We start from the raw sequence: 18,330 nt of genomic DNA, 5'->3' as shown, positions 1-18,330 counted from the left end.
ACTAAACTCCTATCCAACCTGCAAAGGTAATCACCAACATAGCAGGAATACTGATGTATTTTAACGTTTTATACCACCATTGGAAATGATTAGCCTGTTTCGTAATCATCTCATTTTGCAACATAGAATGCGGTATAAACCAAGCCACCAAAACAGACAATAAAATTGCACCAACAGGCAAAAGGATCAGAGATGTAAACTCATCTAACAACTCAAAAAAATTCATCCCAAAGATAATTTTGCTGTCCCAATGATTAAAAGACAATAACACCGCAATACCAAGAAACCAGACAGCCAATCCCATTAAAAAAGCCGCTTTCAAACGCGCAATGTAAAATTTCTCATGCAACCAAGCAACAAACAATTCCAACATTGATATAGCAGAAGTCAACGCTGCGACCACCAGTAGTAAAAAGAAGACACCAGCAAAAAACAGACCACCGGGCAGACTACCAAAAATGATAGGCAAAGACACAAAGGTTAAACTTGGGCCCGCTTCCACATCAATTTGAAAGGAAAAGACCAACGGAAAGATAACCAAGCCGGCCAAAATTGCCACCAGCAAATCCACTCCAACAACAATGCTACAAGCACGAGCAATGGACATCCGCTTACTCATGTAAGCGCCATAAGCAAACATCGCCCCCATGCCAACACTCAAACTAAACAGAGCAAGTCCGACCGCCGCAAGAACAACATCAAAAGTAATATCCTGCCAAGACCAACGAAACATAAAGTCCATTGCTTCAGAGGTATTCCCAATCATCATGGAATAACTGGCCAGCAGAATCAAACTCACCACTAAAGTAGGCAACAATAAACGTACAACCGCCGACAATCCACGGGTAACAGACTGACCAACCGTCAACACCACCAACGCCATAAAGACAGAATGCCAGAGCAACATCTCCGTTGGATCTGATAATAAATCACCAAACATAACGGCCGCACCAACCTGAGTAATCTCTTTGAAATCACCCGATAAAGCACGCTCTAAATACGCCAGGGACCATCCCGCAATGACACTGTAGAAAGTCAGAATCAAAAAACCCGTCACTCCGGCCAACCAAGGCACAAACACCCAAGCTTTATGCACGATGCGACGCTCGCTTAAATCATTTACCGTATCGATAGGGTTAGAACGAACCGTGCGGCCCAACGCCACCTCCGCCATCAATACAGGAAGGCCAACCAGCAACAAACACAGGCAGTACACCAACAAAAAGGCACCACCTCCGTTTTGCCCTAACACATAAGGAAATTTCCAAATATTCCCAAGCCCCACCGCCGATCCACTGGCCGCAAAAATAAATATCCATGGACTTGACCAGATACCTTGTAAACATCGACTTTCAGGCATAAATTTAAGCTCTAAATACACAACAAGTGTTTAAGTAAAGGAGGAAGATGCAGACGAGGCCAACACACCCACAAGACCTAAACAGACAAATTAATTAACAAGTGCGAATTTTCTAACATTCAGGCGCATACCTCAAGAAAAGCATAGGTTTTTGCCGCTATCGACCGTATAATTTCCAACTATGAGTAAAGTAAAGAAAAAATCCAGTAGCACGGGCACTATTGCGCTAAATAAACGTGCAAAATTTGACTACTTTGTTGACCAGAAGTTCGAAGCAGGACTGGTTTTATCTGGTTGGGAAGTAAAAAGTCTGCGCGAAGGCAAAGCTCAATTAGTAGACGCCTTCGTAATCATTCACCAAAACGAAGCATGGCTTGTTGGTGCGCGTATTGTGCCACTGCTTAGCGCTTCAACACACGTAGTCTGCGAGCCAATGCGCCAACGCAAACTGCTATTGAATCGAAAAGAGCTTGAGAAAATCATTCAAGTGACGGAACAGAAAGGCAAAACCTGCGCGGCCATGGCGCTGTACTGGAAAGGCAACAAAATCAAGTGTGAAGTGGCCTTAGTAACCGGTAAAAAAGACCACGACAAACGCGATACAGAACGAGATCGTGATTGGTCAAGAGACAAAGAACGACTAATGAAAAACAACATCTAACACTCTATTTCAATCGTGTAGATACTGAATATTTCAGCGTTATGTCTAGCGTAAGCACATTGTTTCCGTTAGACTTGAGTTACTTTTTGGGGGCGACATGGTTTCGACGTCGGTTACAAACCCAAAGGTGCATGTCGAGAGTGATGCGTGATCTCGTTAATCCCCCGCATCAATTTTATAGTCGCAAACGACGAAAACTACGCTTTAGCAGCCTAAACCGCTGCTAGTGTGCTGCCCTCAGGTTGCTTGTAGCCAGAGATTCTGCAGTATCATAAATTACTAGATGCTAACCGATGCCCCGCCTAGGGATAAGGTTCTAAGATTAAGTAGGCTCGCCATTAACACCCTGTCCTTCGGGCGGTTCGTGGTCAAATAATTGAAGTGACTATGCATGTAGAGCCGATGGCAGAGGATTGACGGACGGGGGTTCGACCCCCCCCGCCTCCACCAATTAAACGGTTGTTTTTAGAAGGGTTTGCACTTTTTAAAAGGAACTGGATGCACGTATGAAGCATCGAATTTAAAACCACCTTCGGGTGGTTTTTTATTGCCTATTATTTATGCCCGCTCACTTCATCACCACGTTCAGCCGCCTTCAATTTTCTCATTTAAATGCTACGTTACAGTAAGGTTTTTGAAAAATGCGTGAAAGCCGTGTGTCACGCCTCGGCTTTGATCGTTAGGTATGTTTTTATGTGTGTCGGATATTTGATAAGTAATGGAGAAGGCCAGTATGAAGTTTTTCACATTTTTGATGCTGTTTTCAGCGCTCCTAGCGGGCTGCTCGTCCAACGTTAAGTTGTCTGGTCAGAATGTTAGCAACGTGGACTCGAATGTGAATATTGATAAATCTGCCGCTATTGCTGTGATCTCAAGCGAGGAAGGTGATCCGCTCACGAACAAACGCTACATTCCCGATGTTATGAGTGCATTCGAAGAACGCGGTTTTACTAATGTCTCGGAAGTACAGAGCACCCCAGATTATCGTCTGGTGGTAAACTTCACCTCAGAAACCAAAACTGAAACAAAACAAGTTCCTATTTTCAATAACGAGCGAAACCTTCCTTATACCATTTGCCGTAGAAATGCCGATTCGAATACTCGAACCTGCTTCACTCGCTATCGACACTTTATGGAACCCATTGTTAGTGGCTACAAAACGGTAGACACACCGACGAATATTTATACTTTTCAATTCAAACTGACGGACAAACAAAATAATCTTATTTTGGACTCGACCAATACCGTGGTTCATGCGAGTTGTTCAAAATGGAAAATGTTCGAGTTCTTAGCAAAAGACGCAATCGTTAGAGCCAACTTCAATAATCCAGTAGATAAACCTTACGCTGTCGAGATGAAGCAAGATTACAACTGCCAATAAGATTGCAGCATAACAATGGCGTACAAATGAATTACGAGCGGCTTTACTCCTTTATCGTCCTAAAGCTTACTTTTTTATAAGAAAAAATTATTACCTTTTTCGTTATTTCTTACGTATCTATCTATACTTCATACAGGCCACTTTTGTTTGGGCGTGGCTGTATCAGGAGTTTTTCCAAATCCATTACGCTCACGTTGTGAAGCAAGGGGGAATCCATGATCAATCATGTTTGGGGTCTTATTCATCATCCAGATAAAGAATGGCGAGCTATTAACGAGGAACATGAATCAGTAAGCCACATGTTCTATCACCATGTCCTTTGGATGGCAGCAATTCCAGTGGTGAGTACTTTCATTGGAACAACACAATTTGGCTGGACATTTGGAGGGAGTGAAGCGATTAAGGTTTCTTTTATGGATGGCCTTAGTTTGGGGGTTTTGTTTTATGTGCTGATTCTCGCTGCTGTGGTAATGGTCGGTAGTTTAATCCATTGGATGGCTCGAAATCACGCCAACCGCCCACCTCGCCAAGAGTGCATTGTATTTGCGGGCTATATCGCCACACCAATGTTCTTAAGCGGTCTATTTGCTATATATCCGATCATTTGGCTGTGTTTACTCGCTTGCGTGGCTGGCGTAGCCTATACCGGCTACTTACTTTACCGAGGCACGCCAAGCTTTTTGGGCATCAGTCATAAACAAGGGTTTATACTTTCCAGTACGACATTAGGCATTGGAGTTTTGGTATTAGAAGCCTTGCTCGCCGCGGTGGTTTTACTTTGGAGCCTAGGGTCTGAGAACAGCATTGTCTGGAGTTTTTTTCAGTAATTGACCCTTTTTACGCTTAATAGTTAAAGCGGACGCCTCTTCTTCAGCAAACGACGGAACTTTTTCCGTCGTTTGCTTTCTTACTCTCCCTTATCCTTGTGACTAATCTGTGGTATTTTTTTCCTATGAAGGTGGTTTTAGGCTATTGATTAGATTAGTAAAAGGCTATGCTTGTTAAGTAATTACCCTATGCGTTCTCAGGGTCATGAATAGAAATCACATTTAGAGACAGATTGTTAGGAACAACAACCATGCTCACACCACAAATGCATCTTGTATATTCGCTAACTAGAAAGGAAATTTGCCCTTGAGCTCACTTATCTGGCTTCCTTTTCTTCCTTTATTGGGTACATTAATTCCGCTTATTTCTGCTCGTTTAAGCCGAACTGCTTGTGCCTTTATGACAGCGGCATTACCCGCTTTAACCTTATTTTTAATTCTTTCTCATGCTGGTGATATCTTTCAGGGTGAGCGTTTCCAAGAGGCTATCCCATGGATTCCTGCCATTGGACTAGAGCTTGCCTTTCGTTTAGATGGCCTTGCTTTACTATTCTCTATATTAATTCTTGGCATTGGCTTACTCGTCATCCTCTATGCTCGCTATTACCTATCGGCTCAAGATTCGATTGGTAAGTTTTACGCCTATTTAATTTTATTCATGTTCTCTATGTTGGGTGTTGTTCTATCTGACAATTTGATTCAGTTATGGTTTTTCTGGGAATTGACCAGCATTAGCTCCTTCCTATTGATCAGTTTTTGGGGACATAAAACGGAAGCTCGAAAAGGCGCCAGAATGGCGCTTACCGTCACCGGCGCTGGTGGCTTAGCACTTCTAGCTGGCTTGCTCATATTAGGCAATACCGTCGGAAGCTTTAGTCTTCAGGACATTTTAGACAATGGCGATGTAATCAAGGCCAGTGCGAATTACCCTATTATTGTTGTATTGATACTGCTTGGCGCTTTTACTAAATCCGCACAGTTTCCTTTCCATTTTTGGCTACCCAATGCCATGGCAGCTCCAACCCCTGTCAGTGCCTATTTGCATTCCGCTACTATGGTGAAAGCGGGTATCTTTCTAATGGCTCGGTTTTACCCAGCGCTGGCAGATACTAATTTATGGTTTTTAATTGTGAGCCTAACAGGCCTTGCAACCTTCCTTGTCGGTGCTTACGTTGCGCTGTTCCAACACGATTTAAAGGGCCTTTTAGCCAACTCAACCATTAGTCATTTGGGCTTAATTACGTTGTTATTGGGTATGGGGACAGATCTTGCGGCCGTCGCCGCCATTTTCCATATTATTAACCATGCGATCTTCAAAGCATCATTGTTTATGGCGGCGGGGATTATTGACCACGAATCTGGCTCACGAGACATGCGTCAGCTAAACGGTTTATGGAAGTACATGCCTTATACTGCGACGCTTGCCATGGTGGCCTCTGCGTCGATGGCTGGCGTACCATTAATGAATGGCTTCTTATCCAAAGAAATGTTCTTTACCGAAACACTGCACCAAGCATCGCTGGGGTCTTTGTCGTGGTTTATTCCAGTCTTAGCCACATTAGGTGGTGTATTCGCTGTCGCTTATTCCACACGTTTTATTCACGATGTATTTTTTAACGGCGAGCCGATTAACCTACCAAAAACACCGCACGAACCGCCTCGATACATGCGCGTTCCAGTGGAAATTTTAGTAGGCCTGTGTCTGATAGTCGGTATTTTCCCGAGTTTGGTAGTGGGCGACCTTTTGTTGGCGGCCGCCAGCGCGACATTAAATGGGCCCGCCCCGAGCTACAACCTTGCTATTTGGCACGGCTTTAATTTTCCTTTACTAATGAGTGTGATCGCTCTAATCGGCGGGCTATTCATGTATTACAGCCGCTCTCATTTGTTTAAGTTTCAAGCACAGTTCCCAGCCAATGACCCTAAACTGGTTTTTGAAGGCGTTATCCAATTCCTTACGGAGAAAGCAAGCCGCTTTATTGCGCTGACAGAAAATGGTTCTTTACAGCGCTATATTTTCTTCGTTCTGAGCTTTGCCGTCATTATGACAGCGTCGTCGCTAATGAAACTGAACACCACGGCTGGACAACGCCCTGAAATCCCAGTCGATGCACTATCAATCACTTGTGCGGTTTTACTATGCCTTTCCGCTCTGGCCACTGTGCTATGGCACAGAAGGCGTGTCGTCGCTTTGCTCACGTTGTCCGTCGTAGGCTTAATCGTTTCCTTGGCGTTTGCTCAATTTTCTGCACCAGACTTGGCTCTTACTCAGTTATCTGTTGAAGTGGTTACCGTCATTTTATTAATACTGGCTTTATTTTTCTTACCACAAAAAACGCCGAAAGAGTCGTCTCCTCGCCGTGTGGTTCGAGATTTGAGTCTGGCCTCATTGATTGGTGGGGTTATTGGTACAATTTGTTATGCCTTAATGACTCGCCCTCTCGATACGATTTCAACCTTCTTCACTGAGAATAGTAAGACCGGTGGCGGCGGAACCAATATTGTTAATGTTATTTTGGTGGATTTTCGTGGCTTTGATACCTTGGGCGAAATCACCGTATTGGGCATTGCCGCGCTAGGCATTTATAAGCTGATTGCGAGAATGCGTCTCTACATGCCATCCAGCGACGACAACGGACTGACTTGGTCCGAAGACAGATACCCAATTTTATTAGCCGTAATATCACAAAGTTTATTACCACTGGCACTTTTGGTATCAGCGTATATTTTCTTACGTGGTCACAACATGCCTGGCGGTGGCTTTATCGCAGGCCTGATCACATCGGTCGCGATTATTCAGCAGTACGTCGCTCATGGTGTGGTGTGGATTAAGACACGAATCAAATTGGATTATCAGATCATGATTGGTTCTGGTATTGGTATCGCGACATTAAGCGGTCTCGGTAGCTGGGCCTTCGGACATACTTTCTTGTCATCTTGGTTCGATTATTTCTATTTACCCGTCATCGGGAAGTTCGAATTAGCCAGCGCCATGGTATTTGATCTTGGTGTTTTCCTCACGGTCGTTGGTGCTACCATGCTGATCCTTGCCAATCTCGGACAACTAACAACCAGTGAGCGCCCTGTTCAAAAGGAGCATGAGTAATGGAAGGTTTGTACGCATTTTGCGTTGGTTTATTAACCGCCTGTGGTGTTTTTCTTGCGTTACGAGGCCGTAGTTTTTCCGTGGTTATCGGGTTGACGCTCTTATCTTACGCCGTGAATTTGTTTCTGTTCGCAAGTGGACGACTCAAACTCAATGCAGCGGCGGTGCTTGGTCAGTCTGAACAATATAGCGATCCGCTCCCTCAAGCATTGGTGTTAACCGCCATTGTTATTGGTTTTGCAATGACCGCTTTTGCGGTGATATTGGCAATGCGTGCACGTGCCGATTTAGGCAATGATCACGTTGATGGCACGCTACCAACTCAACCTGGCGATGTCTCGGCAAAATCAGGAGGGAGTCAATAAATGCAACATCTAAGCATTTTTCCGATTCTGATCCCTTTGTTGTTTGGCGCTCTTATGTTGCTGCCACCCATATCTCGCGATATCAATTCACAGCGAGTTGCCTCGATTATTGGCACGTTATTTCTCCTTATTTCGTCCGCTGTTTTGCTTTATAAAATCAATGCTGAAGGCGTTCAACTTTATGCATTAGGGGGTTGGCAAGCGCCCTTTGGCATCGCTCTTGTGGCAGACAGAGTATCTAGCCTGCTCGTACTACTCACTGCATTTTTAGCATTTTGCGTTATGTTGTATGCCGTTTCGGGGCAAGATAAAGGCGGTGCCTATTTTCATCCCTTGTTCATGTTTCAAATCATGGGAATTAACGGTGCGTTTTTAACTGGTGACATATTTAACTTATTCGTCTTTTTTGAAGTGTTATTGATCGCTTCATATGCCTTATTAATTCACGCTGGCGGTAAACAAAAAACACAAGCTGCACTGCATTATGTCATTCTTAATTTAGTCGGCTCTAGCCTGTTCTTATTTGGTCTTGGCATATTATACGGCACCCTTGGCACGCTAAATATGGCCGACATGGCAGTGAAAGTCGGTCAACTTCAAGGTGAAACCGCGACACTGGCAAAAACAGGCGCATTGCTATTATTGGTCGTATTTGGTTTAAAAGCCGCCATGCTACCCATGCATTTTTGGCTTCCTAAAACCTATGCAAGTGCCAGCGCACCTGTGGCCGCTTTATTTGCTATTATGACAAAGGTAGGTATTTACAGTATTTTCCGCGTCTATACCGTTATATTTGGCGAAAATGCTGGTGAATTAGCGAATATTGCGACACCTTGGTTATGGCCTTTGGCCTTACTAACAATCACTATTGGTACCATTGGCGTGTTTGCCAGCCCAGGTATCAAGACACTAAGCGCGAATTTAGTGATTGTTTCCAGTGGTAGCTTGCTCGCTTGCGCAGCAATCAATTCCGAAGCCGCTACCTCTGCTGCTCTTTATTACATGATCCACAGCACATTGGCATCAGCAGGACTCTTTTTATTAGCGGATGTTATGGCTCGCCAACGAGGAAAAGCAGAAGACCGCTTCGTACGTTCTCGCCCTTTTGTTCAACCAAGGTTATTAGGTTTTGCCTTTGCGATTGCGGCAATGGCGCTCATTGGAATGCCGCCGCTTTCAGGCTTTGTCGGAAAAATCATGATTCTGCAAGCAACGCAGTCTACCGCACAAACCATGTGGGTTTGGCCTCTCATTCTTATCGGGAGCCTCGCCGCTTTGATTACTTTTTCTAGAGCGGGAACCACATTGTTTTGGCGACATAATGGAACAATAGCAACTGACGCTGAGCCGGCAAAAACAACAGAAATAGTCAGTATTGCACTGCTATTGCTGGCTTCTCCAATACTGGTTTTATTCGGTGGTTATATCACTGAATTCACTCAACAAGCGGCTTACTACCTGCACGACATTCAGTCTTCCGCTTATGATTTATTACCAGGAGTGGCACTATGAAGTTTTTCCCTATGCCATTTCACAGCTTTTTACTGTTTGTAGTTTGGCTGTTATTGAATAATTCTATCAGTGCAGGACACATCGTCTTGGCGATTTTTTTTGCCATAACAATACCTTGGCTCGTTACAGGCATGCGCGACGAACATCCTAAAATACTTAAGCCTTGGCTGGCCATTCGTTATGTACTAATGGTGATGAAGGACATACTTACTGCTAACGTGGAAGTGGCATTGCTCATCATTGGGCCAATTAAAAAGCTCAATCCTGGCTTTATTGCTGTTCCCATTAATGTCGGTTCAGACCTAGGGATCACTATTTTGGCCAGCACTGTTTCTCTTACACCAGGAACCGTCAGTGCAGAGGTATCGAAAGACAAAGCGTGGCTTTATATTCACGCTCTTCACTTAGACAATGAAGCCGAGCTTATTGAATCCATCAAGCAGCGTTACGAAAAGCCAATCAAGGAGATTTTTGGATGCTAAATTTAACCATCACTATTGTGGCTGTTTGCATTTGCATCGCTTTGATTTTGAATTTATGGCGGCTACTAAAAGGCCCTACCATCTCAGACCGAATTCTGGCGTTGGATACTATGTACATAAATGCTATTGCACTCATTTTGCTATACGGCATTCACATAAAAAGCGCTTTGTATTTTGAAGCGGCAGTATTAATTGCCATGTTAGGTTTTGTCAGCACGGCAGCACTATGTAAATACTTACTTCGCGGCGACATCATAGAATAGGATAAGTTATGCCTTTTTATCTAGAAATTATCATCTGTGTATCCTTGCTAATTGGCGGCCTATTTTTATTGATAGGTTCTTACGGTCTCGTACGTTTGCCTGATATTTATATGCGCTTGCACAGTCCTACCAAAGCCTCAACGCTCGGTATTACGGGCGTTCTGGTTGCATCAATGATCTTCCAAAGCCACCTAAAAGAAGCGCTTTCAATTCAAGAGTTGCTCATCACTCTATTTCTTTTGATTACCGCTCCGGTTGCCGCCAATATGATTGCTAAAACAGCACTTCATCAACGCACTAAATCATTAGAGAGAACCCAAGGCCAAGATCTTATGGAAACGATTCGCAACCGAGAAGCACCGGTAAGCCAACCTAAGCCACCACATAATCCTTAATAAGTAATTTAGCAATCTCATTACTTTTCATCGGTTTATGATAGTAATACCCTTGGAAAATCTCACAGCCTAGAGACTTTAACATCTCGGCTTGCGGAGCGGTTTCTACGCCCTCCGCAACAATAGCGAGTTCCAGGCTTTGCGCTAGGTGAATTATTGTTTCACAGATTTTGGTGTCTTCCACATGACTATCGCATTCTTCAACAAACGACTGGTCAATTTTCAAGATATCCAAAGGCAAACGCTTTAAATAACTCAGCGATGAATAGCCGGTTCCAAAATCATCCACTGATATTTTAATGTCTAACGCTTTCAGTTCTGCCATGACGTCGATGCAACGCTGGATATCTTTCAGTAAAACCCCTTCCGTAATTTCAATCTCTAGCCAACACCCTTCAATACCGTAATATTCCAACTTTTGTGAAATATATGGCACCAAAGAGTCTGATACTAGATGTCGTCCAGAAAGATTCACTGCAATAGAGACAATTGTTAAGCCTTGATCCCGCCAGCTTTTTTGCTGCTTTAACGCTTGGTTGATAACCCACTCATCTATCTTGATTATTAAACTAGATTCTTCAGCAATGGGAATGAATTCGGATGGAGGAATTAGCCCTTTGATCGGATGATTCCAACGGATCAAGGCTTCTAAACCTAAAATATTACCTTTCTCCATGAATACTTTTGGCTGGAAAACCAAATGAAAGTGCCCTAATGAAAGCGCTTCATTAATCTCTTTCTCAAAGCCGAATTTTTTTGTGATCACATTGACCATTTCCGCTGTGAAAAATTGCGCATTATCACGCCCTTTTTCCTTTGCCCAATACATGGCAATATCAGCTTGTTGAATCAATTTATCCGCATCAATACCGAGTTGATCGGAGAACGAAATTCCAATACTGGTAGGAATAGTAAGGTACTGTTCGTTGAGTTTAACGGGCAGACGCATCGCACTAAGAATGTCTTGAGCGCGCTGCGATAAGCGACTTTCTGTCACTTCTTCAGTCATCATAAAGACAAACTCATCGCCGCCCCAACGTGCAATAACGTCATGTTGATCTGATACCGCGATTAATCGTCTAGCAACTTCACACAACAACTCATCACCCGCTTTATGCCCAAGCGTGTCATTAATAATCTTAAAGTTGTCTAGATCCAAGAACAGCAAGCCAACGGCTGTTTTCTGCTTGGTGGCAAACAATAATGAGCTCACCAGTGCATCCATTAAATAGGTTCGATTGTATAGGCTCGTCAGCGGGTCGCTGTAAGCCAAAAACTTCAAACGCTCCTGCAGCTTCACATGACGCGTCATATCTCTAATATGAAGCGTGTACTCACTTTCTATGGAGGATTCTGAGTTTGCTTTGGTAATGGCAATTTCTGCCGGAAAATGATGGTTTTGACCACGTTGTAAACGAAACGGATTGCGTCGGTTAAGAATCAAACCACTTGATGAAGAAAAGCCTGAGTTCAAACTTTCAAAGATTTTCTGTCTATCGTCTTCAAGAATGAAGAGACCAATAAAACTTTTTCCTTCTACTTGTTTTTTCAAACACCCAAAAGTACGCTCGGCGGCTGGATTAAACTCCATAACCGAACCAAAGCGATTGATAGTCACAATACAGTCCATCGAAGAGTTCAAAATCGCAGACTTGCGCATTTCACTTTCTTGAAAACGAGTTAATGCATCATCACGCTGCGCAATTTCACTGCTTACCCGGTCAATCACTTGATTGTATTTACGTGCAATCTGTCCCACTTCAGTAAAAGGCTCTTCTGGTACCGGCGTTGAAAAGTCAGCATTATTTTGTTGATACTGCATGGATGTCAGCAAATCAAACAATTCTGTTGTCGCCCGATGCTCTGCAACATTTAACCCTTGCTCTTCTTGTTCTTTACTTGCTCGTAGCGGCATAAAATGATTCAACAACCACATACAGGCATAAGCAACAAAAAAACAATATAAACCAATGACAGCAACACCTAAGGCTTGCACCCAAAGCTGCCCAAAGAAGCTTAATCCATTATTTATTTTGTCGGTTTGACCAAATAAAGCCACACTCAACGTACCCCAAATGCCCGCGAATAAATGCGCAGGGACAACGTCAAGTGCGTCATCGAGACGCCAGCGTTCCATCAATAAACTGCCGTAGTACACCACGACGCCAGAAACACCGCCGATAATAATTGACGCTCCAGAAGAAACAACATGACAAGAAGCAGTGATACCAACTAGACCAGCTATGGTGCCATTCAATACAAAACCGACTTCAACATAACCGTCTCTGAAATAATTGATAGCCGCTGCGACCAAGCCTCCCCAAGCCGCAGATATGAAGGTATTTAAGATAATTAAGGGAACAGCGTCGGTTAACGCCAACGTACTTCCACCATTAAAACCAAACCAGCCAAACCAAATTAATAAAACCCCCAAAGCCGATAAGGGAAGATTATTTCCAGGCGGTAAACGAATTCCCTGCTCAAAACGCCCCAAGCGCGGACCAATAATTATAATGGCCGCTAATGCCACCCAACCACCAACCGAATGCACAACGGTAGAGCCAGCAAAATCCACAAAACCAAGCGCTTCAAGCCAACCCTGAGGCCTCTCTGAAGAGTAAACACTAGACCAAACCCAATGCCCAACAATAGGATAAATTAGGGCACTTAATACAACCGTAATGGCTAAATAGCCAATAAATGTCATGCGTTCAGCAACCGCTCCTGACGTGAGCGTTGCTGCGGTACCACAGAACATCATTTGAAAAAGAAAGAAGCTAATTTCCCAAGGAGTATGTTGTCCATCAAACAAAAATTCACTGGTGCCAAAGACACCTGCTATAGAGTCACCAAACATAATGCCAAAACCAAAGAACCAAAATAACGTCGTCGAGATAATAAAATCGGATATGTTTTTTGCCGCGACATTGATGCTATTTTTACTGCGAATACGTCCACTTTCTAAACATAAAAAACCCGCTTGCATCATAAAAACAAACGCCGAAGCGACTAACAACCAATAGAATTCTGCCATATACATCCTAGACAATGAAAAGCGCACCAAAAAGACTCGAGCCAAATAGAGCCGCACAACTGAAGCTCACTAAAACCACCATCAGAACAAGAATACAAAAATAAGAAACAATTAAGCGGTTCTGCTTTTAAGGTATTCAATAGTTAAGCCAACTTTGGGAGCCGACCCGTTTAGCCGCCGTATAAAAACAAAAAAAGGCCACCTTAGAGGTGACCTTTTAAAATAAACATCTCGACACGACTTAGACAGTACTAGCCATTGAGAGTAAGTACTTTTGTTTTGCTAATACGATGACGATAAATTTCTCGAAGATACTTGATCGCATTCTTCACGTTATCAATGTCCAAACGAATATCATTGATAGAAACAAAATGCTGGCTGTTATCAATCAACTCACGATATTTTTTCTCGTACATTGGCTTAATGGCATACCAGTTTGTATCTAAAATTTTCGCTGGATTTTCATACGTCGTAAAGAACTTATCTATTAACGACTCATCAAACTCTTCATCTTGAATCATTTGTATAATAGCGTTGTCTATTTCATCCGTGTATCGGTAATCATCACGAGCAAAACAACGCTTCATGTAAGCAACCATCAGCGTTAAAAAGTCATCACTTAAACAAGGGCTTTTCGCAATAAGCGTTGTCAAAGACAAGTTTGCTGAAGCCCCAATCACAAGAGCGTAGCGCTTTAACGTGGTATTAGGACATAAACGGTTCAAGTGCATTTTCAAACGATTCAATGCAGTGAAAGACAGTTTGTAATCTCGAGGTAAAGAAATGATAGACACAATTGACGAACAATTTTTAAAGAAATGCAGATGGTTCAATGTACTCGCATCATAGCCACTTTTACGATAATTCTTAATAGCTTCACGGTATCGTTCTGATTCAACAGGTAGCACACTGACACCTTCAATCGCTGACGTGTCATTATTAAAATGTGGCAACTCAATAGAGCGACAGAACAAATCATCTATATCAACACTGTCTTGATGCGTGCCTTCATTGACCACACTTTCGGCATAAGCCACCGCAACTGGGCCCGCTAAACTCATAAATAAGTCATTGGCATCAAGGCGAATTGTTTCAGCAATATCAATACCAGCACGACGGAAGTAGTCTTCATCGTAGTCTGTTGTCACCGCTTGTGCTGTCAGAATGTTGAAAATTTGCTGTGAAATATACTGGTTAGCATATTTCTCCATGGTGTTTACATCGATATTATCAGCATCTCCACCGTCTTCCTCTTCGGCATAACGCATTATATCGTTAGAAATCAGCATCATAGAATTCCAAGGACGAATGCGCTCCATTACATCGGCAGGTACTTCGTCTTCTTCACGCTCTTCGTTATACGAAAAGTTCCACTCTTCTGAAATATACTTGGTTAACAAACGCCCTGCGTTAATATGCAATGCTTCTGAAATCTCAACATTTTTCCCAGAAATATTAGGGAGAATACAGATACCAGAGGTGAAAATAGGTTCAAATACAAAACTATGACGCTTATCAACCAATGGATTCTGATCTGAACGATAATCAAATGTTTTACTTAAGTACGAAAATTGTTGCGCAAGACCAAATTCAGACGCCATCCCCGAACCAGTACCACCACCCGCACTGAATATATAAAAATAAAGACGCGATTGATTCGCTTTAATGCCGCAAGAATCAACCAAATAAGAATGCATGTGTTTCCAATTTTCATTTTGGAATGTTGTCGCATCTTTATTGAGAATAATTTTCGCTAGATATTGCCCTAGAATAGGCGCATTACCGGCACCACCCGCATGCACTTCAGACAAGTCCATTATTTGCAGTTTTGTGTATTCCTCTAAAAACTTAGCTCGGCCGACTTGGTTCGAAAAACGAATTCGCCCTTCAATGTCTTTATCTAGATCGCCAAGTAATACGATAGGTTCAATTAGGAACACTGGCTTAAAGCCATCTTTATCTTCAAGCGGTAAATGTTTGCGAATCCAACGCATAGGCCGGAACTCACGTTCGCTATCTAACATTTCCTGGCTTTCCACTTCACGCATATAGCTTGTTCTGGCGTCGTAGACTAACGATGCGACATCCAATGCGATATTGGAGCCACAACGTCCTAAACCAATGAGGCAAACAGATGGGAACACCTGTTCATTAACGCCATTATCTTCTGGTGATGGAGGATGAATTCTATTTCGAACTATGTCTAAATTTTCTAAGATTTTTTCTAGATTTGTCTCAGTAAAATAAAGGTGTTCTATTGGTAGATTTTCTTGGCTCATGCGGCATCCTTTTTGAAGCGAATTACTTACAACAGACAATCATTCACGGTATCAAAGATAACAGCATGATATAAAGCAGAACGCTCACCTGTTAAATGCACCATTTATTAGTGCACCTTGCTGACGAAAAATTTAGTAAACAATATCATCCTTATATAGCAATGACACTAATATGGTGAATGAGAGTATAAAATAAATAGAAAATTAGGACTAATTCTGCGTTGAGTTAACCAATTAAATATAAAGCCACGACAAGTATGTCGCCTTCTTGCCCTCTGTCTAAAAATTATTCTGCTGTATAAAAAAAGATATTCAAAATAGAGCAGTAAAACACACATACCCAGGTCATTTTTTGTACTACTATATGAGTAGCATTTTGAATAGTTAGACTAGGGTGGCTGTTTTGTCGATTTCATCAGTAACATCAAGCAATCATTTGTATCTGCCTGCCTTACCGGTACAGGCAGAAACCAATGCGCGCCCAGATTCTGAGAACCGACAAGACCCAGTTCAATTATCTGATCGTGCTAAACAGCTACTGGCCGCTCCAATTCAACCAGAAAAATCTGAAGCAAAAGACGAGTCGGGAAAAGAATCGGTACAGATATCATCCAGTATTGGCAGGCTTTCTCGAGTGACCGGATTACAAAGAGAGGAAGTCGCGGCGTTATATCGATCAATTGATCAATTAACCTAACTATTTTCGACTCTTTGTAGACACAAACTCACTTAACTAAACGTCAACGTGTATCCATCCAACACTAAAGACTCGGCTTCGCGCTGTAAGTTAGCCAATGTTAACGGTCTGCTATCTAGCCATTCCGGCAAGAATTCCGCATGAAGTGTTTTATTATCGGCTTTCAACGTGAAAATAGGCATATCACCTTCTTTCCTATCGTGATGAAGCAAAATAGCCAATCTCAATAAAATTGACAATCGATCTAAATCTTGTTGATCACTTTTAGTAAAGCGGTAATCTAACGATTGAGTAAACTTGCGACGATGTCGCAAAATTAAGTTTGCTAACGCTTGCTGCTCTTGTTGGGAAAAGCCAGGCATGTCTGACTCTCTAATAATATAAGCACCATGTTTATGATATCGGCTGTGGGAGATACCAGCTCCGACTTCATGAAGAAGACCCGCCCAACGAAGTAAATCTTCGCTGGATATACTGTTTAAACTCCAATCGTCTCGAACTTGAGCCAAAGCAGACAGCGCAGTATGGGTCACAAGTTTCGCTTGTTCTGTGTCAATATGGTATTGATTGAGCATGTAGTTGACAGTACGTTCACGAATATCCGTTTCTGCGTATCGACCCATAATGTCATAAAGCACACCTTCTCTTAGTGCACCATTTGAAAAGTCCATTTGCTTAATATCAAAACACTCAAACACCGCCGTTAAAATGGCAATACCCGCTGCAAAGGTATTTTTACGTTCAGGCTTGAGCCCTGGTAAATCGATATTATCAACATGACCGGCCAAAAATAACGCTTTTTGAATCTGCTTAAGTGCTTTTGGTGTGATGCCTTTTTTGCTCCAATTGTTTTCCTTAACAATGTTGAAGGCAGCCTTAACCGTTCCTGATGAGCCAATTGAGACATCCCACGTTTCATCAAGGTAATCATCTTGAATACTTAGCAGCTCTAAACGCGCAGCAGTAACCGCTTTCTGAAAATTAGACTTATTAATGGTGCCATCATCAAAAAAACGTTGATTGAAACTAACGCACCCCATGTGAAGACTTTCCGTTAATATTGGCTCAAGCTGCCTGCCAATAATAAACTCTGTACTACCACCACCGATATCTACCACCAGTCTTTTGGCTTCACCATGATCCATGGTTCTTGAAACACCAACATAAATAAGACGTGCTTCCTCTCGTCCCGCGATAATCTCAACAGGGTGACTCATGATATCCATCGCTTTACCAATGAAGTCATAGCGGTTTTTGGCAACCCTAAGCGCGTTCGTCCCAACAACACGAACAGAACCAGGTGGCATATCTTCAATCACTTGCGCAAATTGAGCTAAGCAGTCCAAGCCTCGTTGCTGTGCAGCATCATCTAAGTGATCATTTACCAAGCCAGCAGCCAACTGAACTTTTTCTCCAAATTCTCCAGTGATACGCAATTGACCATGGGTAACTTGAGCGACAACCATATGAAAGCTATTTGACCCAAGGTCAATAGCGGCAATTTTTTCGAAAGGAAAGTCATGAGATTGTTGCAAAAAAAGTGATTGCATTCAGAAAGCCTTATATTGCAGAAGTCTTAATAAGGAGAACAGTATATCAGTTACTTGGCTGTGTCATTGCCAACAAAAAATCAAAAATAACGGATGATTCGATGAATTTTTCATTAAATTTAGCGGCTTTTTTCGAAAAGCAAGGATTACTAAGACCTTAATTCCAATAAAACACCAAGCAAAGCCCTAAAAATCCTGTTTTTGATCAAAAATTTATCAGAAAATGTTTTTTTCCTAAATTTCACTATAGACCTCGCCTTTAAGTCGAACTATAGTATGGATGGTCTTGATAGTGATAAAGCAGTAAGCTGATCACGTTTAGATTCCAATCAAATTGTTTCGCGCTGTATTGGCTTCTGCCTTATCCGGGCTAGCTTAAACCAGAACAAAAGTATAACCATATTGTTTTGCGTTTTTT

General features: G+C 42.5%; 14 protein-coding genes and 1 other RNA gene. 11 read left to right on the top strand and 4 right to left on the bottom strand.

The genetic code is table 11. The features are described 5' to 3' along the window. Position 1: 1 nt before the first annotated feature. On the bottom strand, positions 2-1,360 hold the full coding sequence (locus tag MP3633_RS02025) for a sodium-dependent transporter (RefSeq protein WP_176334266.1): 1,359 nt from the start codon (positions 1,358-1,360) through the stop codon (positions 2-4). A 181-nt stretch (positions 1,361-1,541) separates the two neighbouring features. On the opposite strand from MP3633_RS02025, the gene smpB reads away from it, so the two are divergent. The 10 genes from smpB to MP3633_RS01975 all read left to right on the top strand — a co-directional run bounded on the left by smpB (position 1,542) and on the right by MP3633_RS01975 (position 10,352). Continuing rightward, on the top strand, positions 1,542-2,021 hold the full coding sequence (smpB, locus tag MP3633_RS02020; protein ID WP_112136376.1) for an SsrA-binding protein SmpB: 480 nt from the start codon (positions 1,542-1,544) through the stop codon (positions 2,019-2,021). 88 nt (positions 2,022-2,109) lie between these two features. Continuing rightward, positions 2,110-2,471: a transfer-messenger RNA gene (ssrA, locus tag MP3633_RS02015) on the top strand. Positions 2,472-2,754: 283 nt separating this feature from the next. After that, entirely contained in the window at positions 2,755-3,402 is a 648-nt protein-coding gene (locus MP3633_RS02010; protein ID WP_176334265.1) for a putative periplasmic lipoprotein, read from the top strand. Between the two features lie 215 nt (positions 3,403-3,617). Beyond that, positions 3,618-4,229 carry a Yip1 family protein gene (locus MP3633_RS02005; protein WP_176334264.1) on the top strand — a complete coding sequence of 204 codons (612 nt, stop codon included), beginning with the start codon at positions 3,618-3,620 and terminating at the stop codon, positions 4,227-4,229. Positions 4,230-4,536: 307 nt separating this feature from the next. Further along, on the top strand, positions 4,537-7,335 hold the full coding sequence (locus MP3633_RS02000; RefSeq protein WP_176334263.1) for a monovalent cation/H+ antiporter subunit A: 2,799 nt from the start codon (positions 4,537-4,539) through the stop codon (positions 7,333-7,335). Then, positions 7,335-7,700, top strand: coding sequence for a Na+/H+ antiporter subunit C (locus MP3633_RS01995; RefSeq protein ID WP_112136281.1), 366 nt, complete (start codon positions 7,335-7,337; stop codon positions 7,698-7,700). Before MP3633_RS02000 ends, MP3633_RS01995 begins: the two co-directional genes overlap by 1 nt. Beyond that, positions 7,701-9,212 carry a monovalent cation/H+ antiporter subunit D gene (locus MP3633_RS01990; protein ID WP_176334262.1) on the top strand — a complete coding sequence of 504 codons (1,512 nt, stop codon included), beginning with the start codon at positions 7,701-7,703 and terminating at the stop codon, positions 9,210-9,212. Then, positions 9,209-9,694: a Na+/H+ antiporter subunit E gene (locus MP3633_RS01985; RefSeq protein ID WP_176334261.1), complete on the top strand. Its 486-nt coding sequence runs from the start codon at positions 9,209-9,211 to the stop codon at positions 9,692-9,694. The genes MP3633_RS01990 and MP3633_RS01985 overlap by 4 nt, the downstream gene beginning before the upstream one ends. After that, positions 9,688-9,957, top strand: a complete 270-nt coding sequence (locus MP3633_RS01980; protein ID WP_112136275.1) for a K+/H+ antiporter subunit F — start codon at positions 9,688-9,690, stop codon at positions 9,955-9,957. Before MP3633_RS01985 ends, MP3633_RS01980 begins: the two co-directional genes overlap by 7 nt. 8 nt (positions 9,958-9,965) lie before the next feature. Next, positions 9,966-10,352, top strand: a complete 387-nt coding sequence (locus MP3633_RS01975) for a Na+/H+ antiporter subunit G (RefSeq protein ID WP_112136273.1) — start codon at positions 9,966-9,968, stop codon at positions 10,350-10,352. Here the strand turns inward: MP3633_RS01975 and amt are convergent. Both amt and MP3633_RS01965 read right to left on the bottom strand, forming a co-directional pair. Further along, entirely contained in the window at positions 10,330-13,386 is a 3,057-nt protein-coding gene (amt, locus tag MP3633_RS01970) for an ammonium transporter (RefSeq protein ID WP_176334260.1), read from the bottom strand. The genes MP3633_RS01975 and amt overlap by 23 nt on opposite strands. A gap of 251 nt (positions 13,387-13,637) precedes the next feature. Then, positions 13,638-15,665, bottom strand: a complete 2,028-nt coding sequence (locus MP3633_RS01965) for a hypothetical protein (protein WP_112136272.1) — start codon at positions 15,663-15,665, stop codon at positions 13,638-13,640. A gap of 403 nt (positions 15,666-16,068) precedes the next feature. Here MP3633_RS01965 and MP3633_RS01960 point away from each other — a divergent pair, with 403 nt between their 5' ends. Further along, positions 16,069-16,362: a hypothetical protein gene (locus tag MP3633_RS01960; RefSeq protein ID WP_176334259.1), complete on the top strand. Its 294-nt coding sequence runs from the start codon at positions 16,069-16,071 to the stop codon at positions 16,360-16,362. Between the two features lie 32 nt (positions 16,363-16,394). On the opposite strand, the gene MP3633_RS01955 is transcribed toward MP3633_RS01960, so the two are convergent. Next, on the bottom strand, positions 16,395-17,912 hold the full coding sequence (locus MP3633_RS01955) for a Ppx/GppA phosphatase family protein (protein ID WP_112136268.1): 1,518 nt from the start codon (positions 17,910-17,912) through the stop codon (positions 16,395-16,397). Positions 17,913-18,330 lie beyond the last annotated feature (418 nt).

Source organism: Marinomonas primoryensis (assembly GCF_013372285.1).
Lineage (GTDB): Bacteria > Pseudomonadota > Gammaproteobacteria > Pseudomonadales > Marinomonadaceae > Marinomonas > Marinomonas primoryensis.
Note: the sequence above shows the minus strand (reverse complement) of the source record. Positions and strands in the feature narration are given on the sequence as shown.

Excerpts from the sequence above, each read along its gene's own strand:
- MP3633_RS02010 (WP_176334265.1), top strand. The coding sequence starts at position 2,755 with ATGAAGTTTTTCACATTTTTGATGCTGTTTTCAGCGCTCCTAGCGGGC.
- amt (WP_176334260.1), bottom strand. The coding sequence starts at position 13,386 with ATGGCAGAATTCTATTGGTTGTTAGTCGCTTCGGCGTTTGTTTTTATG.
- MP3633_RS01990 (WP_176334262.1), top strand. The coding sequence starts at position 7,701 with ATGCAACATCTAAGCATTTTTCCGATTCTGATCCCTTTGTTGTTTGGC.
- smpB (WP_112136376.1), top strand. The coding sequence starts at position 1,542 with ATGAGTAAAGTAAAGAAAAAATCCAGTAGCACGGGCACTATTGCGCTA.
- MP3633_RS01985 (WP_176334261.1), top strand. The coding sequence starts at position 9,209 with ATGAAGTTTTTCCCTATGCCATTTCACAGCTTTTTACTGTTTGTAGTT.
- MP3633_RS02005 (WP_176334264.1), top strand. The coding sequence starts at position 3,618 with ATGATCAATCATGTTTGGGGTCTTATTCATCATCCAGATAAAGAATGG.
- MP3633_RS02025 (WP_176334266.1), bottom strand. The coding sequence starts at position 1,360 with ATGCCTGAAAGTCGATGTTTACAAGGTATCTGGTCAAGTCCATGGATA.
- MP3633_RS01975 (WP_112136273.1), top strand. The coding sequence starts at position 9,966 with ATGCCTTTTTATCTAGAAATTATCATCTGTGTATCCTTGCTAATTGGC.
- MP3633_RS01955 (WP_112136268.1), bottom strand. The coding sequence starts at position 17,912 with ATGCAATCACTTTTTTTGCAACAATCTCATGACTTTCCTTTCGAAAAA.
- MP3633_RS01995 (WP_112136281.1), top strand. The coding sequence starts at position 7,335 with ATGGAAGGTTTGTACGCATTTTGCGTTGGTTTATTAACCGCCTGTGGT.
- MP3633_RS01980 (WP_112136275.1), top strand. The coding sequence starts at position 9,688 with ATGCTAAATTTAACCATCACTATTGTGGCTGTTTGCATTTGCATCGCT.
- MP3633_RS01965 (WP_112136272.1), bottom strand. The coding sequence starts at position 15,665 with ATGAGCCAAGAAAATCTACCAATAGAACACCTTTATTTTACTGAGACA.